Source organism: Embleya sp. NPDC025285 (genome assembly GCF_055558835.1).
Genome location: NZ_JBVHLU010000057.1, coordinates 1 through 22,309 on the forward strand (window position 1 = coordinate 1; position 22,309 = coordinate 22,309).

Annotated in this window: 18 protein-coding genes and 2 pseudogenes; 13 read left to right on the forward strand and 7 right to left on the reverse strand. The window is 69.9% G+C overall.

Features of this window, described 5'->3' with window-relative positions:
* The first annotated feature begins 590 nt into the window (after positions 1-590).
* Genes ACZ4FV_RS31505 through ACZ4FV_RS31515 form a run of 3 tightly spaced genes read left to right on the forward strand, consistent with a single transcriptional unit; the run spans position 591 to position 3,921 of the window.
* Positions 591-1,340 (forward strand): (5-formylfuran-3-yl)methyl phosphate synthase, encoded by a 750-nt coding sequence (locus tag ACZ4FV_RS31505; RefSeq protein ID WP_395873556.1) that lies wholly within the window; start codon positions 591-593, stop codon positions 1,338-1,340.
* A gap of 8 nt (positions 1,341-1,348) precedes the next feature.
* A complete protein-coding gene (locus tag ACZ4FV_RS31510) occupies positions 1,349-2,836 on the forward strand; it encodes an aldehyde dehydrogenase family protein (RefSeq protein ID WP_395873618.1) in 1,488 nt (495 codons plus the stop codon).
* On the forward strand, positions 2,833-3,921 hold the full coding sequence (locus ACZ4FV_RS31515; protein WP_395873555.1) for an NAD(P)-dependent alcohol dehydrogenase: 1,089 nt from the start codon (positions 2,833-2,835) through the stop codon (positions 3,919-3,921). The genes ACZ4FV_RS31510 and ACZ4FV_RS31515 overlap by 4 nt, the downstream gene beginning before the upstream one ends.
* A gap of 47 nt (positions 3,922-3,968) precedes the next feature.
* Here ACZ4FV_RS31515 and ACZ4FV_RS31520 read toward each other — a convergent pair whose 3' ends face one another.
* Positions 3,969-4,874, reverse strand: a complete 906-nt coding sequence (locus tag ACZ4FV_RS31520; protein ID WP_395873554.1) for a class I SAM-dependent methyltransferase — start codon at positions 4,872-4,874, stop codon at positions 3,969-3,971.
* 2,368 nt (positions 4,875-7,242) lie between these two features.
* Between ACZ4FV_RS31520 and ACZ4FV_RS31525 the strand changes: the two genes are divergently transcribed.
* The 3 genes and pseudogenes from ACZ4FV_RS31525 (at position 7,243) to ACZ4FV_RS31535 (ending at position 9,919) form a co-directional block, all read left to right on the forward strand.
* Positions 7,243-8,565 carry a M20 metallopeptidase family protein gene (locus tag ACZ4FV_RS31525; protein ID WP_465323835.1) on the forward strand — a complete coding sequence of 441 codons (1,323 nt, stop codon included), beginning with the start codon at positions 7,243-7,245 and terminating at the stop codon, positions 8,563-8,565.
* 185 nt (positions 8,566-8,750) lie between these two features.
* Positions 8,751-9,006 (forward strand): annotated as a pseudogene (locus ACZ4FV_RS31530) (ISNCY family transposase); the annotation flags it as partial.
* Between the two features lie 700 nt (positions 9,007-9,706).
* On the forward strand, positions 9,707-9,919 hold the full coding sequence (locus ACZ4FV_RS31535; protein ID WP_395873552.1) for a hypothetical protein: 213 nt from the start codon (positions 9,707-9,709) through the stop codon (positions 9,917-9,919).
* Positions 9,920-10,282: 363 nt separating this feature from the next.
* On the opposite strand, the gene ACZ4FV_RS31540 is transcribed toward ACZ4FV_RS31535, so the two are convergent.
* Positions 10,283-10,849: a rhodanese-like domain-containing protein gene (locus ACZ4FV_RS31540; RefSeq protein ID WP_465323836.1), complete on the reverse strand. Its 567-nt coding sequence runs from the start codon at positions 10,847-10,849 to the stop codon at positions 10,283-10,285.
* A gap of 87 nt (positions 10,850-10,936) precedes the next feature.
* On the opposite strand from ACZ4FV_RS31540, the gene ACZ4FV_RS31545 reads away from it, so the two are divergent.
* Positions 10,937-11,215 carry a metal-sensitive transcriptional regulator gene (locus ACZ4FV_RS31545; RefSeq protein ID WP_395873617.1) on the forward strand — a complete coding sequence of 93 codons (279 nt, stop codon included), beginning with the start codon at positions 10,937-10,939 and terminating at the stop codon, positions 11,213-11,215.
* Between the two features lie 21 nt (positions 11,216-11,236).
* Here the strand turns inward: ACZ4FV_RS31545 and ACZ4FV_RS31550 are convergent, their stop codons facing one another.
* From ACZ4FV_RS31550 to ACZ4FV_RS31560, 3 genes are read right to left on the reverse strand one after another with little or no spacing between them, the layout of a single operon-like run.
* Positions 11,237-11,980, reverse strand: a complete 744-nt coding sequence (locus tag ACZ4FV_RS31550; RefSeq protein ID WP_465323837.1) for a sulfite exporter TauE/SafE family protein — start codon at positions 11,978-11,980, stop codon at positions 11,237-11,239.
* Positions 11,977-12,342, reverse strand: coding sequence for a rhodanese-like domain-containing protein (locus tag ACZ4FV_RS31555; protein ID WP_465323838.1), 366 nt, complete (start codon positions 12,340-12,342; stop codon positions 11,977-11,979). The genes ACZ4FV_RS31550 and ACZ4FV_RS31555 overlap by 4 nt, the downstream gene beginning before the upstream one ends.
* Positions 12,343-12,381: 39 nt before the next feature.
* Positions 12,382-13,746, reverse strand: a complete 1,365-nt coding sequence (locus ACZ4FV_RS31560; RefSeq protein ID WP_465323839.1) for an MBL fold metallo-hydrolase — start codon at positions 13,744-13,746, stop codon at positions 12,382-12,384.
* Between the two features lie 994 nt (positions 13,747-14,740).
* Between ACZ4FV_RS31560 and ACZ4FV_RS31565 the strand changes: the two genes are divergently transcribed.
* The 4 genes and pseudogenes from ACZ4FV_RS31565 to ACZ4FV_RS31580 all read left to right on the forward strand — a co-directional run.
* Entirely contained in the window at positions 14,741-15,178 is a 438-nt protein-coding gene (locus ACZ4FV_RS31565; RefSeq protein WP_465323840.1) for an SRPBCC domain-containing protein, read from the forward strand.
* 3 nt (positions 15,179-15,181) lie between these two features.
* A complete protein-coding gene (locus ACZ4FV_RS31570) occupies positions 15,182-15,538 on the forward strand; it encodes an ArsR/SmtB family transcription factor (RefSeq protein ID WP_465323841.1) in 357 nt (118 codons plus the stop codon).
* Positions 15,535-15,924 (forward strand): VOC family protein, encoded by a 390-nt coding sequence (locus ACZ4FV_RS31575; protein ID WP_465323842.1) that lies wholly within the window; start codon positions 15,535-15,537, stop codon positions 15,922-15,924. Before ACZ4FV_RS31570 ends, ACZ4FV_RS31575 begins: the two co-directional genes overlap by 4 nt.
* Positions 15,925-16,646: 722 nt before the next feature.
* Positions 16,647-16,878: pseudogene (locus tag ACZ4FV_RS31580) on the forward strand (NAD-binding protein); the annotation flags it as partial.
* A 116-nt stretch (positions 16,879-16,994) separates the two neighbouring features.
* On the opposite strand, the gene ACZ4FV_RS31585 reads toward ACZ4FV_RS31580, so the two are convergent.
* On the reverse strand, positions 16,995-17,819 hold the full coding sequence (locus tag ACZ4FV_RS31585) for a hypothetical protein (protein WP_395873944.1): 825 nt from the start codon (positions 17,817-17,819) through the stop codon (positions 16,995-16,997).
* Positions 17,820-19,164: 1,345 nt separating this feature from the next.
* On the opposite strand from ACZ4FV_RS31585, the gene ACZ4FV_RS31590 reads away from it, so the two are divergent.
* Entirely contained in the window at positions 19,165-20,673 is a 1,509-nt protein-coding gene (locus tag ACZ4FV_RS31590) for an MFS transporter (protein WP_465323873.1), read from the forward strand.
* 43 nt (positions 20,674-20,716) lie between these two features.
* Positions 20,717-21,283, forward strand: coding sequence for a TetR/AcrR family transcriptional regulator (locus tag ACZ4FV_RS31595; RefSeq protein WP_465323843.1), 567 nt, complete (start codon positions 20,717-20,719; stop codon positions 21,281-21,283).
* Positions 21,284-21,357: 74 nt separating this feature from the next.
* On the opposite strand, the gene ACZ4FV_RS31600 is transcribed toward ACZ4FV_RS31595, so the two are convergent.
* The gene (locus tag ACZ4FV_RS31600; RefSeq protein ID WP_465323844.1) at positions 21,358-21,804 is read right to left on the reverse strand and encodes a hypothetical protein; all 447 of its coding nucleotides are present in this window, start codon (positions 21,802-21,804) and stop codon (positions 21,358-21,360) included.
* Positions 21,805-22,309 lie beyond the last annotated feature (505 nt).

The window sequence follows — 22,309 nt, forward strand, 5'->3', positions numbered from 1 at the left end:
CTCGGTTGCTGATCGGCCTTCGAAACAGCCCCGAGCATGCCCGCCGATCATGCTCGCGCGCCGGGAAACACCAAGATCACCGACAGAGTCAAGCTGAGGCGGTGGCCTGCTCGCTGCTGTGCATCCTGGCGGTGCCCGGCAAGGCCTGATCCGCTTTCGCTTGCCCTCGACCCCTCCCCGCCGCGGCTGCCTGTCGGGCGGAGAGGGGTCGTCGGGGCTGGGCGAGGGCGAAGTCGATGGTCGCACGCGCTTGACGAAGCGCACCTGCGAAAACGCGTCGACCGCCGTCGCCGCACGAGTACGTGTGCGCGAGACCGACGCGGTCCGGTGGCGGGGTCGGGTTCGCTGTTCGCATCCGCTGACCGCATGGTCCGAACGCGGGGCGTTCGTCCGGGGTTTGTACGCGCCCGCGCGGGTGGCGCGTATGGGGCGTGGCGTGTATGGCGGCGCGCACCGGTGTGGCGATCCCTTCGCGCTTCGTGCGCCCTACCGGAGCCGTCGGATCGTGGTGATGATGAGCGAACCGTAAGTGGCCCAGGCGACTTTGCGCACCGGCTCATGGCGGGCGCGCGAGGTGGAAGGAGTCCGCGTTGTTGCTTCTCATCTCCCCCGACAGTGTCGAGGAGGCCCTTGATTGTGCGAGGGCGGCGGCACATCTCGACATCGTCGACGTCAAGAAGCCCGACGAAGGCTCGCTCGGCGCGAATTTCCCATGGGTGATTCGGGAGATCCGTGAAGTGGTTCCGGCGGACAAGCCGGTATCCGCCACGGTTGGTGATGTCCCGTACAAGCCGGGCACGGTGGCCCAGGCAGCGCTGGGTGCGGTTGTCTCCGGAGCGACCTACATCAAGGTCGGTCTCCACGGATGTACGACGCCCGAACAGGCCGTCGAGGTCATGCGTGGGGTTGTTCGGGCCGTGAAGGACCACCGGCCGGACGCGTTCGTCGTCGCCTCCGGCTATGCCGACGCTCACCGGGTCGGGTGCGTGAATCCGCTCGCGCTCCCCGACATCGCCCATCGCTCCGGCTCCGACGCGGCCATGCTCGACACCGCGATCAAGGACGGGACACGGCTGTTCGACCACGTTCCGCCCGATGTCTGTGCCGAGTTCGTACGGTTGGCCCACGAGGCCGATCTGCTCGCCGCCCTCGCGGGCAGCATCAAGGTCGGCGATGTCGGCGAACTGACCGCCATGGGCACGGACATCGTGGGTGTGCGCGGCGCGGTGTGTGTGGGCGGCGACCGTACCAGGGGGCGGATCGACGCACGGTTGGTGGCCGACTTCCGGGCGGAGATGGACCGGCAGGCCCGCGCGCATGCCGCCGCGGGCGCGGCCTGAGGGCCGTGGTGGCGATCGAGGTTCCACACGAGGTGTCCGAGCGCGGCAACGGGCGCTTCCCCGTCGTGGACCCGGCAACGGGTGAACCCTTCGAGAAGGCCCGCGACCGGCGGTCGCGGGAACTGGACGCCGTCGTCGACCGGGCCCACCATGCCTGGCACGCATGGCGAGCCGACTCTGCCGCACGGGGCGTCGCGCTGCTCGCCGCGGCCGACGCGGTGGCGGCGGCCGCGGGCGACCTCGCTCCGCTGCTGACGCGGGAACAGGGCAAGCCGCTGGCCGAGTCGCACGCGGAGGTCACCCGCACGGTGGCACGTCTGCGCTATTTCGCCGCGCTGGATCCGGGCAGGCAGCCGATCGTCGACGACCGGCCGGTGCGCGGCGAGATCCGCTGGCGCTCGCTGGGGCCGGTGGCCGCGATCGTCCCGTGGAACTTTCCCCTCCAACTCGCGTCGGCGAAGTTCGCGCCCGCACTCGCCGCGGGCAACACGGTGGTGCTCAAACCCTCCCCGTTCACCCCCCTGGCCACGCAACTGCTGGGATCCGTCGTCTCCACCGCCCTGCCTGAGCACGTCCTGACGGTCGTCACGGGGCGAGAACCGCTCGGCGCGTGCCTCGCGGCCCATCGGGGAATCCGGCACGTCACGTTCACCGGTTCGGTTGCCGGCGGACGGGCCGTCGCGCGCGGCGCGGGCGCCTCGCTGGCGCGCGTGACCCTGGAGTTGGGCGGCAACGACGCCGCCGTGCTGCTCGACGACGTGGACGTGGACGACATCGCGGATCGCCTGTTCTGGGCCGCGTTTCGCAATTGCGGGCAGGTCTGCATGGCGATCAAGCGGGTGTACGCTCCGGCCCGACTGTACGCGCGGGTGGTGGAGGCCCTCGTGGATCGCGCGAGGGCGGTGGTGGTCGGCGCCGGGCTCGACCCGGGTACGCAGATGGGGCCGCTCAACAACCTTCCCCAACTGGCACGGGTGGAGCGGTACACGGCGCGGGCGCTGGGTGATGGCGCGAGAGCGGCGGCGGGCGGTCGGCGCCTCGACCGGCCTGGCTACTTCTTCGCTCCGACCATTTTGGCCGATGTCCCGCCGGACAGCCCGGTGGTGGTGGAGGAACAGTTCGGACCGGTCCTGCCGGTGTTGCCGTACGACAACCTCGACGAGGCCGTGGCGGCGGCCAACGGCACCGGCTTCGGGCTCGGCGGCTCGGTGTGGAGCACCGACCTCGACCGGGCGGAGGCTGTGGCAGAGCGACTGGAGTGCGGGACGGCGTGGATCAATCACCACGCCGAGTTGTCCCTCGCGCAACCCTTTGCGGGGACGAAGGACAGCGGCGTCGGCGTCGCGGGCGGGCCCTGGGGGCTGTATGGGAACCTCAGACCGTTCGTGGTGCACAGGCCCGCGCCGGAGAGGGAACCAGCGGCCGAGGAACGACAGGGCCGGGATCCGGACGGACGCCGGCAGGACGGGAATCCACCGCGGAGGGAGCGTCCGTGAGGTTCGACGCCGCGGTACTGCGCTCCTACGAGGGCCGGTTCGCCATCGAGACGGTGAACCTGGACGGCGGCCCGGGGCCCGCCGAGGTGTTGGTCGAGATCGCGGGGTGTGGGATGTGCCGGACCGATCTCGCGGTGCGGCACTCCGCGGGCCGCTCACCGCTCCCGGCGGTGCTCGGTCACGAAGGGGCGGGGGTCGTGGTCGAGACGGGGGGCCCGGATACCGGGTTGAACGTCGGCGACCATGTTGTACTGAGCTTCGACTCCTGCGGACACTGCCGGAGTTGCCTGGGTGCATCCCCGGCCTACTGCGACTCCTTCGCCCCGCTCAACCTCTATGGCGCACGACCACAGACCCCGGCACGCTTCACCGACACGGCAGGGGACCGACTGGCGCCGCAGTGGTTCGGCCAGTCCGCGTTCGCCCAATATGCGATGGTCTCGGCTCGAAACGCGGTCAGAGTCGACCCCGCCCTGCCCGTCGAACTGCTCGGACCGCTCGGATGTGGATTCCTCACCGGTGCCGGCGTGGTGCTCAACTCGTTCGGGATCGGCCTCGGCGACACCCTCGCGGTCTTCGGTGCGGGAGCGGTGGGCCTGGCCGCGACGATGGCGGCCCACGCCGCCGGGGCCTTCGTCGTGGCGGTCGATCGTCATCGCGAACGGCTGGAACTCGCCGAACGATTCGGCGCGCTCGCGTTGCCGGCCTCGACAACCGGCCTGCCCGACCGCATCCGAGGACTGACCGACGGAGGCGCACGCTACGCGTTGGATACCACGGGCTCCGGGCAGCTGATCAACGACGCGCTGGGGGCCCTGCGCCCCACCGGCAGGCTCGGCCTGGTGGCCCGCCTACACACCGCGTTGTCGCTCGAACCGGGATCACTCGACCGAGGCCGCGGGATCTTCCACATCTGCGAAGGCGATGCGGTCCCCGCGCTGCTGATTCCTCGACTGACGGCACTGTGGCGGGCCGGGCTTTTCCCCTTCGACCGGTTGATCCGCACCTACCCGCTGGCCGACATCAACCACGCCGAACGGGACTGCGACGCGGGCCTGGTGGTGAAACCCGTCCTGATCCCGTAGGGCGCGAGGAGTGAGCCGGGCCGGTCGGACAACGACGGACAAGCAGATCATCCCGCGGGCTTGTTCGCGAAAACCCAGCGGTTGCCCGCCAGCGCGTCGTTGTGTTCGGGCAGCGGACCGCGCCCGTGCCGACGGGTGAATTCGAACGGGGTGTGGATCGAGGTGGACCAGCCCTTGCCGGCCAACTCGCCCGCGGAATCGGGTCGCGAGTCGCGGGCGAACAAGTCGAGCAGGTCGATGCCGATCTGGTGCTTCGTCGAGGTGTAGATCGGACTGTCCCGGTACTCCCACAGATCCTTTTCCAGCTTGACCTCGAACGCGAGAGCGCTGCCTCCGATACTCAATCGATCCACAGCGTCGATCAGATACGTCTCGGTGACGCGGGGCAGGTAGAACAACAGCCCCTCGGCCAACCAGACACTGGGAGCGGCCGGTTCGAATCCGGCATCGGTCAACGCACCGACCCAGTCGCCGCGCAGATCGATCGGAATCGGCACACGGGCCGACTTCGGCACGGCGGACAGACCGCCGAGCACATCGTGCTTGAACGCCAGTACACCCTCCTGGTCGATCTCGAAGATCACACAGTCGGACGGCCACTCGAGTCGAAACGCACGAGCATCCAAGCCCGCCCCGAGCAGGACCACTTGGCGCACGCCGGCACGCACCGACCGAAGGAGGAAGTCGTCCAGAACCCGCGTTCGCAGACCGAAGTAGCGCGCGAAGCGCCCCCACAAAGGGTTCTTGTCCCCGTCCGGGACCTGCTCCATGCGCACCGGCCATCCGGCGGACGCCGGGGCCGCGAGCACGAAGTGCTCCGCGTAGACGTCCCGCGCCAGGCTGTCGTGGCGGTGGGTCTCGATCGCCCGTGCCGCGGCCACCATCAGTGCGGTCAGACCGACACCCCCTCCCACACCCTCCGCGTGGATGTCCCGACGCACGACGCCGACCATGAGTCCCCCTGAGAAGAGCCGTGTTTCTGAATGATGAGGACGACGAACCAGGCCGCCTGTCGAACCGGAACCCGGAGACGAGCGAACCCGGATCCGAATCGAGCCGGAGATCGGACGCGGACATCGTCTTCCCATCCACCATCGCGCCAGGACTCCTCCGCACACGCGGGTATCGCCCCGATTCCCCCGTTGGAGTGAATCAGTGGTGCAGGATGGTGGGGACGGTCTCGCCGCTCGGGACGGACATGGTTGCCGTTGGAGCGATGTAGCGGGTGTCGTCGCGCGTTCGGCAGCACGGCGGACGTCCGGTCTCTGCGGGGTTCTCCTGCGGATCGCGGGTCAGGGTGCGTGAAGGCCGACAACGGTTGATTCGACACCGCGTTCGCCGAGGCGGTCACGGCACCGGCATCGAAGCGTGCTCCTTCGCCCGGCCGATGAGGGCCATGGCCGAAGCGGGCCGCGGCCGAGTGCTCGTCCGCCGGCTGCGAAAACCCGACCGGCCATGGCCGCCCCCGAGCGTCATACGGCGTTGTCGCCGTACGCGCGCGGCGGCGTGCGGCCCGCTTCCGCATCCGCGTCGCGCCGGCCGCGATCGCTCTCGCGGTCGCCACGACGATCACGGTCGTCGGGGTCCTCGCACGGCCGGACGACGAATCCGCAGGGTCCTCACCGAGCACGACCCCGCGTGCCGATCCCGCCGCGGTCACCGCTCCGGCCGGCCGGCGGCAGACGTCCGCCTGGTCGCGGTCGATCGCGCCGCCGGCAGCCGGTCGGCCGAGCGTGGCGGCACTTGGGGGCATGCCGGCAGTCCTCACACCGGACCGTCGGGTCGCCCTTCTCGACCCGCACGACGGGCGGATCGATGGGGGCGGCGACCCGCTGCCGGCGGGCAACACCGTGCTGCACGCGACCGGCGACCCGGCCGCACCGGTGCTCGTCGCCGAGACCGCGGGCCGACTCGTGGTGCGGGCCCCACAGCGCGCTTCGCGACCCCTCGCGTCCGCTCACCACCATCGAACTCGCGCCCGGCGCCCGCGTCAGCCACGCGGGCGCCCTCCCTCTGGTGACCGGGGCCGACGGATCGGCCGCCGCTCTGCGTGGCGATGTCCTCGTTCCGATTCGGTTGTCTCCCGGAACCGTTGCGATGGCCGCCGACGCGGCGCACGTTCTCGCGGGACGCACCGTCGGACCCTGGGAGTTGCTCGGCTTCGACGGGCGGACACGCGTGGTGACTCCGCTGCCTCCGCGCCCCGGTGCGCGCATACTGCGTATGGCCGGCAGCGGGTACGGGACGGTCGCCGTCGTGTGGTCCGGCCCTGGAGACGGCAGTGAGACACTCGCCCTGCACGACTCGTCCTCCCGGCCGGGTACTCGCCGGCACCGACGCCCCCGCCGGGTCCCTGACGAGCGCCTGGATCCGCGCGGACGGCGATACCCTCGTGGCTTTGGGACCCGTCGTCGTCGATCTCGCCGCAGGGCGCCCGTCGGTCACCCCGGGCTTCGTGGCCCGCTCCGTCGCCGGTGGTCGTGTATACGGCACGCGCGACCACCATCCCGTCGCGTGGACGACGTCCGGCGTCGTCGCGGTGCCCGACCATGCCGCCATCCCCTGGAGCGTCGGCGCCGGCCGCGCTCCTGCTCACCGGCGACGAGGACCGTGCGGTCCTGCATGCCGTGGATCCGGCGCCGTGATCGAAGGGGCTCGGACGTGTGGCCGCAAGCGAATCGGCCGAGACCGGGTTCTGCGCCTGCTCCGAGCCCAGGACGACGCAGCCGGCGTGAGCATCCTGGTCGCCTCGCGGATCGAAAGGCATTCGCTCCACGCAACAGCCTGAGCCCGCACCCGCGGGTCTACATCGCCGACTCCGCACCCGACCCGGACATCGACACCGCACGAGGGCTCCGCCAAGCGGTCGCCGCAGGCGTGGATCCCCAAGGACTCGGGAAAGAACCGGCGGCGGCGGTTCCCACTTCGGCCGCTGAACTCGTACACGACGTACACGCGGATCCACCACCCGGCTTCCGTGACCGCCTGCCCGATCTCGAGCAGGAGATCGTCGATCACGAAAGCGCGACGGCCGTTGCGCGAGGTCCGGGAGAGGACCGGTCCGCCCGATCAGGTCACATCGGGCTGCGGGTTTCGGCCCTGGGGTGCGACGGGGGCGGCGACACCGTGAGGCAGCTCGGGGACGGCCCGGATCCCGAGGCTTGGAGGACGCTCGCGTGGGATCAGGACCGCGAGTGGCGTGTCTTGCCCGCGGATCGTCCGGTCGGCCTCTTTGACGTGCGGCCGCGTCCGGGGCGGTCTAGCGTCGCACGCAGTGGCTGCGGTTGCGGTGGCCTACGAGTGAGGTGAGGGACGGCTGCCATGACCACTGCCTCCGGGGCCACCGGCGATATCCACGCGGAACTCGACCATCGAGCGGCGGATGTCGCGGACCGGGTGGTCGCTTGGCGCCGTCACCTCCATCGCAATCCCGAGCTGTCCAATCGCGAGGCGAACACGGCCCGGTTGATCGCGGAGCACCTGGGCACGCTCGGTCTGGACGAGGTCCGCACCGGCATCGCCGGGCACGGGGTCGTCGGGATTCTGCGCGGTACCGCGGCAGGGGGCGGGCAGGGGGCGGCACGGCGGGTCGTCGCGTTGCGCGCCGATATCGACGCACTTCCGGTGCCGGACCTGTGCGGCGCCGACTTCGTCGCCGAGGTCGTCGACAACGACTATCCGGGCGGGCCGTTCCCGGTCTCGCACGCGTGCGGCCACGACTGTCACACCGCGATGCTCATGGGTGCCGCCACCGTGCTGGCCGGCGTCCGCGAACACCTGGACGGCACGGTGATGTTCGTCTTCCAGCCCGCCGAGGAAGGCCCGCCCGTCGACGAGACCGGTGGCGCACGCCGGATGCTGGCCGAGGACGCGTTCGCCGACCCGACCCCGTCGATGGTCTTCGGCATGCACGTCGTGCCGTACCCGAAGGGCTGTGTGGGCTACCGCGTCGGCAACCAGTTCGGCGCGTCCTGCCTGATCAAGATCACCGTCACCGGGAAGCAGGTTCACGGCTCCACCCCGTGGGAGGGCATCGACCCCATGCCCGCAGCCGCCGCCATCATGACCGGCATCGGCCAGCTCTACCGCCGGGTCGACGCGTTCGACCCGGTCACCGTCACCATCGGGCACATCGAGGATGTCGGCCGCTTCAACATCATCGGTGAGACCGTCACCTTGTGGGGCACCATCCGTTGCACCGTCGAATCCGACATGGTCGACCTCCGGCGCCATCTGACCACCCTCGCCGAGAACACCGCCCGTGCGTATGACTGCACGGCCGCCATCGACTACCTGCAGCACGTCCCGGCGGTGCACAACGAGAAGCGCTGGATCGACGCCGCCCTGCCGACCCTGCTACGCGTCGTCGGCGGCGACAAGGTCGTCGAGACCGTGCCGACCCTCGGCTACGACGACATTTCCGAGTTCGTCAACACCTACGGCGGCCTCTACGTCGTCCTCGGCGTGCAGGACGCCCGACTCGACGCCCACGGGCGCCCCGAGCCCGTCCCCGGAGGTCGCGGCCTGGCCATGAACCACAACCCGCGCTTCTACGCCGATGACGCCCCGCTGGAAACCGGCGTCCGCCTGCACGCCCACATCGCTTACGACCACCTCAACGGACACCTCGATCCAACCCACTGAGCTCTGAAACCGGCGGTACCGACGTCGACCGATTCCACACGGGCCCAGTCGACGGTGCGAATGTCGGCGTGGTTCGGGATGTCCGGCCGGCGCCGGGGGAGGACTCGGGCCGCAGGTTGTTCGCAGCCGGTGGTGTCGTATTGGCGGTGCCACGCGACGGTCGCGTGGAGGACATCAGCGACGGCCAGGTCGACATCGACCACCCCCCGCACGCCGACATGCCGTCTGCGCACGGGGTCGGCGAACTGGACCGACTCGTCCGGCGGATCAGGGCCGAGGATGCCGCGATTCGCACCCGGTTCCGCGACCGCGACCGCGGCCGCTCGGCCGGACGCCGGGTTGGGGCAGGTCTCCCGCACCCTGCGACGGCGCAGCGGCCGGGCGTTGGTCGAGATCGATCGGCTCACCGGTGAGATGGCCACGACCGTCCGGGTCACCTTGGTGGAACGACGCGTCGAAGGTGGTCCGGAGCCGCGTTGACCGACTCCCGATCGCCGCGTGTCGTTGCCGTGTTCGGGGCTACTTCCTCGGAGTGAAGATCAAGGCCCGGTCCAGCAGGAGCGATGACAGGGCCGGGCGGGTGAGGGTGGCGGGTTGCATGTAGAGGCGGGCGACGAGCCGCATGGTGCTTATCACGGCGCATACCGACATCCTTCCGGTGGTGCGCCTGCGGGTGCCGCCCGCCGCGGTCGGGGAGCATCTGCAACGGCTGACCCTGGCCGTCCCGCTGGGCCCCGTCCTGGCCCGCACGCAGCCCGCCGACACCCGGCCGTCGGCGACCGCAGCCCTGCCACAACTGACCCTACCCACCCCGGACGCGGCGGGGGACTGGCAGTTCGTGACCCCGCCGCGCCCCGGTCGTGCGGGGTCCGTCGGACGCGGCATGGGACCACTACACGCTCGCGGCGGGCACGGCCGAGGCACGATTGACGACACAGGCCCCGGACGCGCGGAGCGGATATCTCACCCTGAAGCAGAAGCCGACGCAACAGTCCGGCGAAACACAGGAGGGGCGATGACATGACGCGTCTCGCCGACAGCCCGCTTGATTCACCGACTTCGTTCCGAACCTCCCGCAGATCGCCCGCTACGGCTCCGTCACGCTGACCTGGCACGGACCGACGGGTGACTGTGGCTACGTGTGCTGTGGCGGTCCGATCGGCCGGGGTCGCCGGACCCGATCACGCCGGAGCGCACCGGATCCGCCTGCGCCTACGCGGTGGAGCACTTCACCCAGGCGGCGATCGCGTTCCTGCTCGTGGTCTCCGCTCCCGACAACGTCGAGGATCGGGCAGTGACTTCGGTGCCCGTCGACCTCTTGGTGCCGTATCCGCCGACGCCGAGTTCACCCTGACGCTGACGGGAGACAGGCTCAGGCCGACGTGGTCTGGTTCCCGATGGGCACCGGCGACCTGACCCCAGACATCGGATGACGATCATGACCGTGGCCGATGCGACCACGCCCTGCTCGGCAACACGCTCACCCCCGACCATCTGGGGCGGCGGCCGGGCGGCGCAGATTTGCCGCGGCGCGAGCACCGAGCCCTTGTCTTGGTGAAATAGCGGCTGTCCCCGCCCGTGGGAAACGCTCCCGTAGCGCGCGAACCAGGAGTCCGTGCGCCTGTACATCGTGGCTCGTACGGTGCGCGACATGAACGCCTTCCGGGCCGGCCCGTATGGGCGTTGGTGATTGGCCTCAAGTTCGTCTATCCGTCGGTCAGTTCTGCAGGGCTCGCATGACGGCGTCGAGGTCGGTGGTGCGGGGCTGGTTGTGGGGGAGTTTGGCGAGGGCGGCGGCCATGCCGCAGGTGTTGGTGGCGGCGGAGAAGACCAGGCCGCCCCCGATGGCGGCGGACAGCCAGCGGGCGGGGCGCCAGCGGTTGCCAACGGCGAGGCCGAGGACGACGAGAGTTCCGGCGGCGAGGCGGACCTGGCGTTCCATGGGCCAGGGGGCCCGTGCGTTTTCGGGGCGGTGGAGGGTGTGCCCCTCGCCGGCCCAGGCGGTGGTGCCGCCGGTGAGAGTGGTGGCGGGGATGTCGGCTGCGGCGAGTTCGGCGCAGGCGGTGGTGTAGCGGTTGCCGGAGGCGCAGACGATGAGGAGGTTGCTGCGGGCGGCTGCTGACTTGAGGGCGGGCAGGGCGGCGTGGAGGTGGTCGAGGGGGATGTTGTGGGCGCCGGGGAGGTGGCCGGCGGCGTATTCGCCGGGGGTGCGCACATCGATGACGGTGTATTCGTCGAGGCGGGCGGCGGCCTGGGCGGGGATGAGGGCGGTGGAGATGCTCATGCGGGGTGGTCCTTCCGTGGCGTTCCGGGGCGGGTGCCCGCACCCGGTATGATACCCCTAGGGGTATCTACTCGGTGGAGGTGGATGGTGAAGCTTGAGATGGCGGCCGATGAGCTGAAGTCGGTACTGAACCGGCTGCGGCGGGCTCAGGGGCAGATCGGGGGGATCATCAAGATGATTGAGGAGGGTCGGGACTGCGAGGATGTGATCACGCAGCTCGCGGCGGTCTCCCGCGCGTTGGATCGGGCCGGGTTCGCGATCATCGCTACCGGGCTGCAGTACTGCATGGCCGAGGGCGGGCAGGCGGCCGGTGACCGCGACCAGATGCGGGCCCGGCTGGAGAAGCTGTTCCTGTCCCTGGCCTGACGGCGGTGGTGGCTGCCGTGTTCATGTGATCACGTCGATGAGCATGAACGCGGCCACCGCCAGCAGCACGCCGGCGAAGACCTTTTGAAGGCTGTTGCCGGAGACCTTGGCGCTCAGGCGTTTGCCGTCCCAGGCGCCGAGGATCGCCGCTCCGGTGAAGGGTCCGATCAGCGCCCAGTCGAGGCCGCCGCCACTTCCCGCGCGGGCTGTCAGAGCGGCGAGTGAGTTGACGGTGATGACGAGCAAGCTGGTGCCCACCGCCCGTCGCATGGTCAGCCCGAGCACGCCCACCAGGGCTGGGACGGCGAGAAATCCGCCTCCGACGCCGAGGAATCCGGTTACCGCGCCGAGACCGACGCCTGCCCCGACTGCCTTGCCGGGCCGTGTCCGGCTTGCCGGCTCGGACGGGGAGGGACGGAGCATGCGCAGGGCCGCCAGTGCTGCAATCACCGCGAACGCTGTGGTCAGGGCTGCTTCGGGCACGTGACTGGAGGCTGCTCCGGCGAGGTAGGCGGGGATGATGCCTGCGGCTGCGAAGAGTGATCCGGCTTTCCAGGCGACGTGGCCGTCGCGTGCGTGGGCGTACAGGGCGGTGGCGGAGGTGGCGGCCACGATGATCAGGCTGGCGGTGGTGGCCGCCGCCGGGGTGAAGCCGAGCAGGTAGATCAGCGCGGGTACGGCCAGGACGCTGCCGCCGCCGCCCAGGGCTCCGAGAGCGAGGCCGATGACGGCTCCGGCGATGAGGGCGAGAACGAGGGCACTCACGCTATCCGGCCGCTGTTCCCGCGTTCGTCGCTGACCGGGTATCCGCGGGCGACCCACGCGTTCATGCCGCCCTTGACGTCCACCGCTCGCTCTCCGCGCCGGATAAGGAGTTCGGCCGCCTGCTGGGAGCGGCGTCCGCTGCGGCAGATGGCCACCAGTGGCCGGCCCGATGCTCCGGGCGGCAGCTCGCCGCCGGCGACGAGCTGCGACAGCGGGGCGTGCACGGCGCCCGGGGCGTGGCCGGCGTTCCACTCCGGCCTTTCGCGGACGTCGAGCAGGATCGCGTCGGGGGCCAGGCCACTGGTGCGGCTGCGGGCCTGTTCCGCGCTGACGCGGCGCTGGTTGCGGCGGAAGGGGAACATGACGTTCTCCCCTTTCTCGTGCGGTGCTGGGGGTGGGTGTCAGCCGGTGGTCAGGGGCAGGCCGGCGTTGGTGGCGGCGTCGAAGCCGTCGTCGACGGCGACGACATTCCGGCCTGCCGCGTCCAGCAGGGATGCGGCGATCGCGGCGCGCATGCCGCCGGCGCAGTGCACCCACACTTCTCCCTTCGGTACCTCGGCGAGGCGGCCGCGGAGTTCGTGGATGGGGATGTGCACCGATCCCTCGATCCAGCCGTTCGCCCGCTCGGAGTCGCGGCGCACATCCAGGACGACCACGTCGTCGATGCCGCGGTCGGCGAGTCCGGCGAACGTGGAGCGCGGGAAGGAGACGGGTTCCTCACCGGCGGGCAGCCAGACGGCGGGGCCACCGGTGGCAGCGGCGGCCGGCCGGTCGATACCCACCCGCACCAGCTCACGCTGGGCGTCGGCGAGCTGCTGGGCCGATTCGGCGAGCAGGGTGACCGGCTTGCCCCAGGGGATCATCCAGGCGAGATAGGTGGCGATCTTGCCGTCGGCCTCGAAATTGAACGACCCGGCCACGTGCCCTTCGGCGAACGCCACTCGGTTGCGCAGGTCGACCACCCACTCCCCGGCGGCAAGCCGCGTAGCGATCTCGGCGGGGTCCGCGAGCGCGGGCGGGGTCAGATCCACCGGCGCCGGGCCTGCGGCATTCGCCGGGCCCATGTACGCGTAGTAGGCGGGCACATCCTCCAGCCCGGCCAGCAGGTCGGCGACGAAGGTGTCCACATCGACGGTGAGAGCCGCATTGGCGCTCTTCTCCTTGCCGATGGTGGTTTCCTCCTCCTCGGACTGGGCCGAGGAGCAGAAGCTGCCGAAGCCGTGCGTGGGCAGCACCGCGGTGTCGTCCGGAAGGCCGACGGCAAGACGGTGAGCGGAGGCGTGCTGGGCGCGGGCGAGCGCTTCGGTCAGGCGCGGCTCGACCAGGTCCGGCCGGCCCACCGTGCCGATCAGCAGCGACCCGCCGGTGAAGACGACCACCGGGCGCCCCGCCTCGCGCAGCGCGTAGGAGGTGTGGTGCGGGGTGTGGCCGGGGGTCGCGATCGCCACCAGCGTCACCCGGCTGCCCGTGTCGATCTCCACGGTGTCGCCGTCGGCGACAGCCACCCGCGCGAACGGGACGTTCGCACCGGCCGGTACGAGGTACCGGGCGCCGGTGATCCGGGCGAGTTCCAGGCCACCGCTGACGTAGTCGTTGTGTATGTGGGTCTCCACCACATGCGAGATCCGCACGCCGCGCAGGGCGGCTGCCGCCAGGACCTGGTCGATGTCACGTGGCGGGTCCACCGCCACCGCCGCGTCCTCACCGCCGGCCAGGTAGCTGCGGTTGCCGAGACCTTCCAGCTCGATGGTGTCAACGAAGAACACGCGGATGCTCCTTTCGCACTGAAAATTACCCCAGGGGGTATCAATTTCCACTGTAACACCCGTACCCCCGGGGGTATATTCCGTGGGTCGGTCGCCGTGCCCGGACGGGTATCCGGCGGCTTCCGCGCCCAGCGGGACCAGCAGACGAGGAAGAGGTGATGACGATGACCCACAGCCGCACCGTGCACGTGGACGGCGACTTCGAGGAGACCGTGAGGGGCGTACGCGAGGCCCTGGCCAAGTAGGGCTTCGGCATCCTGACCGAGATCGACGCGCAGGCCACGCGGAGGGAGACAATCGGCCACGACGTGGGGACCTACCTGGTCCTCGGCGCCCGCGAGCCCCCCTGGCTCACCGGGCGATCGAGGCGGACCGCTTCATCGCCTGCTACTGCCCTGCAACGTCCCCGTCCGCGCAGAGGGCGACGCGTACGCCAGTCAAGGCCTCGGATCCCGCCGCGATGGCCACCATGGCCGGCCGGGAGGTTCTCAAGCCCGTCGCCGACAACGCCCACCCGCCGGTGCCCTTGGTGGGCTCGTGCCGCGCCGGTAATCAACCGTCGAGTAACCGGCGGCGGACGAGTGTGCCACGAGCGCGATGACGCTTCATCCGCAGTCACGCAACCACTGGGCGGTTCCAAGACCTGACACGCCGCCACGATGCTCTCCCGGGTGGTTGCGGCACTCTTGCCGGAACCTCCCAGCGGAGCCTCGTCAACGGGCTGGTGGACCTCGAACTCTCCGAACGGATCGCCGTCGACGCCCGACCTGCGCGGGGCCGCAGTCCGGGTGTCGATTCCGAGTCGACCCGACTCGCCGGGTGGCGCCCTCGGCGCGACGATCGGGGCGACGGCCCGTCCGGTCCCGGGGTGCCCGGCCGCCGTCCGTGTCAGGCGAGCGGCGGGCGGCGGGCGATCGTGTCGTCCACGCTTGTCGCAACCCAAGCGTTGCTATATATTTATGGCAACCCGACGATTGCCATCCAGGAGGGGCTCGTGACCATCCCCGATCGAATCGAGCGCGTGCTCGACCTCGCTCATCCCCCCGAGAAGGTCTGGGAAGCCCTGACCACGGCGGAAGGGCTCGGCGGCTGGTTCGGCGACAACGCCGACATCGACCTGCGCCCGGGCGGCGAGGCACACGTGCACTGGGACGGAATCGGCCGCTCCACGTTGTGGATCCAGATCGTCGAACCCGTACATCGGTTCGGCTACACCTGGGCGATCGAGGGACTGCCCGCCGACGACCCGCGGCGAACCTACGTCGAGTTCACTCTCGACCCGATCGGGACCGGCACCCGTCTGACCGTCGTCGAGACGGGATTCGCGCAACTCGGGGCCGGCGACGACCCCGTGACGGCCTACACGGGCAACGTCGAGGGCTGGCGCACCGAACTCGCCGAACTCGTCGAATTCCTCGACACGTCCGCCTGAGCCATGACCGCATCCCAACCCGACGCCGAGACCATCGCGGCGGACGTGTTCACCGCATTGGCCGACCCCACCCGGCGCCACATCCTCGCCGAACTCGCCCGCCGCGGACCCGCCACCGCCACCGACCTCGCCGACCGCCTGCCCATCAGTCGCCAGGCCATCGCCAAACACCTGACACTCCTCGGCGACGCCGGCCTGGTCCGCCCCGAGACCGGCGAACGACGACGCGTCCGGTTCCACCCCAACGCCCAACCCGTACGCGTCGCCCAGGCATTCCTCGCGGCCCTCGCCCAGGACTGGGACAACCGACTGGGCGCACTCGAAGACCACCTCAACCGCCGATCGGAGACCAACCCGTGACCCCCACATTCCGCGGTGGCGCGAACGTCGCCATGAAACTCCCCAAGGCCCGCTTCGAGGAGACCGTCGCGTTCTACCGCGACACACTCGGCATGGACGTCGTGGAGGAGACCGGCACCGGCATCGACGGCGTCGTCTCGCGATGCGCCTCCGTGCGACTGGGCCCCGTCAAACTGTGGCTCGACCAGGTCGACAACCTCGCCCGCGCCGACCTGTGGCTCGAACTGTTCACCGACGACGTTCCCCTCGCACGTCGACACCTTGCCGAACGCGGCATCCACACCCAGGACGAACTCGAGGCCTTCGCCCCCGACACGGACGCACACTGGATCACCAACCCCGCCGGCATCGTCCATCTCGTCCGCGCGCCACGAGACGACGAGTAGACCCGACCGCGTCACCCGCCATACGCACCCGGTGGACGTGCCGACGACGCGAGCTCACCGAGGGACCCGACGGCGCCGCGAATGTGCTCCGGGGCCACGGCCGAGATGTCGAAGGCCGGCGTCAAGGCCGGGACTCATCATCCACCTCGCGACTTCCCACACCCACGCATCGCGCGCCGCCGAGACCCGCCGGGGTACCGGCGGCGAGGATCCCGTGAGCCTGCGCAGACGTGCCGTCGAGTCGTCGACGCCGGAAACTGGGATGTTTCCAAGACGCCGAGCGGTTGTGGCGGACCGCTGCCGACACGAAGCATGTTCACGCTCTGACCGACCTGGGACGGATGTTCGCCGAGCACGGGAACCACGACGAGGCCGCGGCGTTGCCGAAATCAGCCGAGATCTGCCACCAATGTTCTGCACAGCCACCCAAGGTTGAACAGCGCAGCCGTGTCGCCCGCGTCGGCACAACGCCGCTACCAGGTCTCGGCCTCCTCGTACCGACCGGGTTCCTCTGGCGAAGTCTCAGGAGACGGTCTGGCTGACAGGCTGGTTTACGCCCCTCTGGGTCGATGCGTGTCTCATCGGAGTGGGCGTTTCTCATCGATGTCTGCCGTGACCGATGAGTTTCGTGCGGATCCGTGGTCGGTACGGCTGGATACACCGACGGCGATGGGTCTGTGCCGGGAACGTGCCGGCGCGGGCGGAAGCACGGGGAGGCAGTGATGAGCGTCGACGACTTCGACCGAGGGTACGCGATCCGGTCGAGCGGGCAGGGGACGCGAGTGGGTGGACCCAGCGTATTGGTGGCGGGGGCGAGCATCGCGGGGCCCGCGCTGGCCCACTGGCTGCGCCGGCGGGGGGCCGAGGTGACCGTGGTGGAGCGGGCACCCGAGTTGCGCGCGCAGGCGGTGGACGCGCGGGGGCGCCAGGGAGGTCATCGGGCGCATGGGGTTGGCCGCGGCGGGAGTTGAGACCCTCCATCGTGTACGTCTCAAGATCCGCGCCCTGTTCTCATCCGCGACGCCATTATCGCGTCGCTGTGAGAACGCGCTGGTCAGCCGTCGCGCCCATCAGCGGTCCGCACCGTTGGTCCGATGACGGGAGACCTGTTCACGTGCCGCCCGCCACCGTGACCGTGTCTGCTCGACCACGCTGTCCCACTGCCGGCGGACCTCGTGGTCGGAAGGGCGTCGGCCTTCACGGATCCGACCGAGCTCGTCTCGTACTTCTCGTCCCAGCGCAGCCGATGCGACGAGGACGAGCATGGCCGCGAAGAGGGCCGAGATCATCGCGAAGACGGCACCGACCACCCCATAGCGCGAGACGGAGGCGTTGAACAGACGCGGCAGGTAGAGGCCGGCACCCACGGAATAGACCGCTGTCAGAACGGCCGCGGTGACACCGAAAGGGATCAGGTCGGGCCACACGATCCGCTTCGCCGACAGGATCCAGCCGCTCCAGACGAGAAACACGGCGGTCACCGGTGCCTCGCCGACGGCGGCCACCACACCGTGCCTGCTCCCGCCGAGAACGGCGGAAAGCCACCCGATGACAACCGTGTAGCCACCGAGAGCGAGGATCCACCACAGGTCGTTTCGCGTGTTGCGCACGCTGAGCGGCTTGAGTTCCCACGTCTGTTCGAAGAGCCGCTGGGCGGCTCGCGCGAAGCTCAGCAGCGAGATCAGCAGGAACACCGCCCCGAAGGTGCCCACGCTCGCGTTCGTGCTTTCGGCAGGGGAGAAGAGGGATTCGACCGCCTCGGCGCCCGCTCCGGTGAGACGGTAGCGCTTGATGATCCGCCCCCCGGAGTCGTAGCGGACGAAGTCGCCCAGGACGGCGCTACCGAGGATCGCCAGCGGAATCAGTGCGGTGAGAGCGCTGGACGCCAGGGCCATCGAGCGGTCGAAACCAAGGATCCGCTGAAACCGATTGACGACGCGCAGCGCGAAGGCCGGACGCAGCCAGAACGTCAGCGTTCCGACGAGACGCTCGCGATTGATCCTCGCCGTCCTGCCCTCCGTGAAAAGTCGGAACCTGCATGGCGGCGCGAGCTTAACGGACGATTCTGGGGTCGATGACGGGACGACACGGATGTTTCCCTCAAACGGCTGTCCTGCAAGACGTCCTCCGCATCACCTGTGCAAGCCACAGCGCACCGCGGGGCGGGCGTGGTCGACCTGCAGTGTTGGATCGAGAGAGCTGCGCAAGAGCGCTGAGGATTCTCGCCGGAGGGTTGTGCCCGAGACCGGCGCCTGGTCGTCGGCGCTACGCCCGCCGCATCCGGAGTGCGGTGAGGGCCTCGACGTGCTCTGGCGCCCAAGAAGCCTGTCGTTGGCGTGTCAACAGGGGGGCGTCGCAACGTGCCGGACTTCACGCCCGAGCGCGGGCCGTTCAGGAACCAGGGTGCTTCGACGTCCCGTTCGACGTCGGTGACGGTCATGCCGTCCACGCCGACGGTTTGGACGCCCTGGTCGCTCGCGACCAGGGCGAACGCCACGATGATTGATGGGGAGTAGTCGAGACCAGAACGATCTCGTCAGGCGTCTCCCGCTTCGAAGTCTTCAAGGACGCCCACGACCATTTCGCGCAGGAGGCGATGCATAGGCTGTCGCGAAGGTGCCGGCGTCGTTGGGGTTTGGGGCCCACCGAGCATCGCCGCGACTCGCACGGCACAGCTCCACGACAACGTCACACCGCTGCCGCCGTGTCCGTAGTTGTGCACGACTACCGGTTCATTGCGGGATTCGGCCTCGAGTCGGACGCCGCCACGACCCGGGTCGCGCGTGCAGCGGTAGCCGACGACGGCCCGCATCGACCGATCGCGGACATCAACCCCCGTGAGGCCGATGATCAGCTCGCGAGCACTCTCGGCGTGGACGGGTTCCGGCAGGAGGCGTGTCAGCCGCAAGTGCGTCGACCACCTCGCCCGGACCGCGAGCGTGTGCGCCAGGGCGAGAGCCGGCGCGGCCGGCATCACGGCCACCCGCTGCAGCGCCGCCTGCGGCCCACCCGTTCCGGAATGTCAGCTCGTCGACCTGTCTGTTGGGGCGCCCCGTAACCCTCGGCTGCTGCCACCGGATGTGAGGCAGGCCCGTTCTCTTTGCCGATCCAGGGACTGCGGATCAGCACCTCGATCGGGTCGAGAGGCGGCGGCACGGCGCGAAACTATTTGAACGACAGTACTAGTTGTACTATGGTTCAACTTGTTTGCCGGGGGTCTCACACGGACGGGAGAAGCCGATGCGTGCAGGAGCGAGAGAGTGGGCGGGATTGGGGCTGTTGGCGTTGCCGACGGCACTGTTGGGATTGGACGTGACGGCGCTCTATCTCGTGGCACCGAGCATGACGGCCGATCTCTCGCCCTCCGGGGCGCAGTTGCTGTGGATCATGGACGCGTACGGATTCTTCATCGCCGGTTCGTTGATCACGATGGGAACCCTGGGCGATCGGATCGGCAGGCGGCGCCTGTTGATGATCGGCATGGTCGCCTTCGCTGCGGCCTCGGTGTTCGCCGCGTTCGCGCCCACGGCCGAGTTGTTGATCCTCGCGCGTGCGCTGCTGGGAATAGCCGGCGCCACGCTCATGCCCTCCACGCTGTCCCTGATCTCGAACATGTTCCCCGATGTCCGCCGGCGCGCGGTCGCGATCGGCGTGTGGGCCACGATGTTCGCCCTCGGTATGGCAGCCGGACCCATCGTGGGCGGGCTGCTGGTCGACGCCTTCTGGTGGGGCGCGGTGTTCCTCTTGGCGGTGCCCATCGCGGTCATCGTCCTGATCGGCGGGCGCACCTTGCTGCCCGAGTACGCCGACCCCTCGGCGGGTCGGCTCGACCTGATCAGCGTGGGTCTGTCGCTGGCTTCAACCCTGCCGGTCATCTACGCCGTCAAGCACGTCGCCGCCCACGGGACCGGCGGCCGGCCGGTGGTGCTCGCCGTCGCGGGCCTCGCGGCCGGTGCGGTGTTCGTGCGCCGGCAGCGTCGCCTGGCCGACCCGCTGCTGGACGTATCCCTGTTCGCCGATCGGGCCTTCACCGTTGCGCTCCTCGTGCTGCTGATCGGACTCGTCGGCGTCGGGGGCTCCATGTATTTGGTCACCCAGTACCTCCAACTCGTCGAAGGCCTCACACCGTTCGCGGCGGGATTGTGGATGGGCCCGCCGGCGCTGGCGATGTTCGCCGCCGCGGTCGGCGCACCCTTGATCGCCCGGCGCATTCGACCCGGCTACGTCATGGGCACCACCCTCGGTGTCTCCCTCGTCGGCTATGCGTTGCTGGCGACCGCCGGGCTCGGCGACGAGGTTTCCGTCGCGATCGGGTTCGCGTTCGTCTATCTCGGCCTGGGAGCGATCGCCGCCCTCGGCACCGACATCGTCGTCGGCGCGGCCCCGGCATCGAAGTCCGGCTCAGCCGCCTCGATGTCCGAGACCGTCCAGGAACTGGGCATCGCCGTGGGAGTCGCGCTGCTCGGCAGCCTCACCACCGCGGTGTACCGCGCTCAGGTCCGCGTGCCCGAGGAGCTTTCGCCGGAATCGTCGAACGCGCTCACCGACAGCCTGAGCGCGACGGTCGCGATCGCCGAGGATCGCCCGGGCGTGACCGTGGAAGCTGCCCGACTGGCCTTCACCACGGGTCTGAACGTCGCTTCCCTGATCGCCGGTGTGGCCATCGCCGCCGCTACCGTGCTGTGCCTTTCGATGCTGCGCCACTTCCCCCGCCTTGGACACAACCAGGACATCGACGCCAACATTTGAACAATGGTCCGACTATTCTGGAGGTAGGCGCGAGGAGGACTGCATGGCTGACAACGACCCCGATGAGCACGCCGACGGACGCCGGGCGCGCGGAGAGAAGCGCCGCGCCGGAATCATCGACGCCACCCTCGCCGTGGTCACCCGCGACGGTGCGGCAGGAGTCACCCACCGCACTGTCGCCAAACAGGCCGGCATCACCACGTCCCTGAGCACCTACTACTTCGCCACCCTCGATGACCTGCTGGTCGCCGCCCTGACCAGCGTCGCAGACGCCTATACCGCCCGTGTCCGCACCATCATCGACGGCGACGGTGACAAGCTCACCGGGCTGGCCGAACTGATCGCCGAGACCGCCGGCTCGGGAAGGGATCGAGCCCTCGCCGAACGTGAATTGGCGACTCTTGCCGCCCGCCGTCCCGCCTTGCGCCCAGTGGCACGGCGCTGGCGAGAGAACATCGCCGAACTGGGCACCACCCTCACCGACGACCCCCGGGCCATCGCGGCCCTCGTCGCCGCCTCAGACGGGCTCTGCACCGCGATCCTCCTCGACAACGGCCGCGCCGACATCGGCCATCTCCGCGCTGTTCTCCACCGAGCCGTCGACAAGTGACCGACGAGGCCAAGCCGCTCATTGAGCGTTGGCAGCCCCATCGATTCGCAGAGGCGCTCACCGACCCACCCCCATCAACCATCGGCAAGCGCGCCCAGATCCAGGGCGCGGTCCCGGTTGTGGCGATCGGTGCTCGTGGCCAGGAGGCGGCGGGCGTGATCGGCCCGCTCGCTGCGATGCCCGCCCAGGAGAGGGTGTTCGGCGAGGGGGATGGTGGCGACGAAAGCCGCGTCGCGGACGTCCGCGTTCTCGTGGCCGAGGAAGGGCCGGACGGCGGCGAGGATGACCGGCCGCAGGTCTCGAAACGCGCGCATCTCCGCGTACTCGTGGAGAAACCGCTCCCCGTGCATGCGTTCGCCGATGGCGACGCATTCGTCGTCCGCGTCGTAGGTGATGTCGCCGAGCCATTCCAGCAGTCTCACCAGGGTCGGGCGTGACGGCGCTGCGGCGTCGGGGTCGAAGTCGCCTGCTGTGAGGTGGGGTTGGTCGAGGATGGCCGCGACGTAGCGGGCCACGGGCACGGTGGCCTCGTAGATGGTGTCTGGCGGTTCACCTCCCCGAGCGCGTCGGTTGCGGCGTCGGCCCGGACGGCCGGGTCGGGGTCGGGCAGGGGTGCCAATGCCTCCGGCAGGGTGCCCCTGTCCCACGCCCGGTGGTCAGGGATGCCCAGTGCGTGCCGTCCAGGATCCGGCGGTTGTCGGCGTACGGGTCAACGTTCACTTGTACGCCGACAGCGGTGGTGTGGTGGCCTGTGGAGGGCGGGTTCTCCCGTCGGCCTGCCGTTCTCGCGCACACCCGGAGACCTACGGCGTGGCCGGGATCGAGTTCCCCGGGGGCGTCGCGGCGGGCGTGTTCGATGGCCGGTGGGCGGACCACCCGGCGTGGCGGGGAAGCCGTTTGACGGGCCGGCCGCAGCTTGTGCGGGAGCCCGTCTCAGCGAGCTTCCTGCACGATTCCGGTGGCCCCTGCGGAACCGCGCGGTCAGCCGATCGGGTTGGGGTCGATACCCCGGCGATGGACGATCGA

Coding starts and splice junctions, on each gene's coding strand:
- ACZ4FV_RS31585 (WP_395873944.1), bottom strand. CDS start 17,819: ATGGCCCTGGCGTCCAGCGCTCTCACCGCACTGATTCCGCTGGCGATC.
- ACZ4FV_RS31555 (WP_465323838.1), bottom strand. CDS start 12,342: ATGTTCCCCTTCCGCCGCAACCAGCGCCGCGTCAGCGCGGAACAGGCC.
- ACZ4FV_RS31590 (WP_465323873.1), top strand. CDS start 19,165: ATGCGTGCAGGAGCGAGAGAGTGGGCGGGATTGGGGCTGTTGGCGTTG.
- ACZ4FV_RS31540 (WP_465323836.1), bottom strand. CDS start 10,849: ATGAGCATCTCCACCGCCCTCATCCCCGCCCAGGCCGCCGCCCGCCTC.
- ACZ4FV_RS31595 (WP_465323843.1), top strand. CDS start 20,717: ATGGCTGACAACGACCCCGATGAGCACGCCGACGGACGCCGGGCGCGC.
- ACZ4FV_RS31520 (WP_395873554.1), bottom strand. CDS start 4,874: ATGGTCGGCGTCGTGCGTCGGGACATCCACGCGGAGGGTGTGGGAGGG.
- ACZ4FV_RS31525 (WP_465323835.1), top strand. CDS start 7,243: ATGACCACTGCCTCCGGGGCCACCGGCGATATCCACGCGGAACTCGAC.
- ACZ4FV_RS31570 (WP_465323841.1), top strand. CDS start 15,182: ATGACCGCATCCCAACCCGACGCCGAGACCATCGCGGCGGACGTGTTC.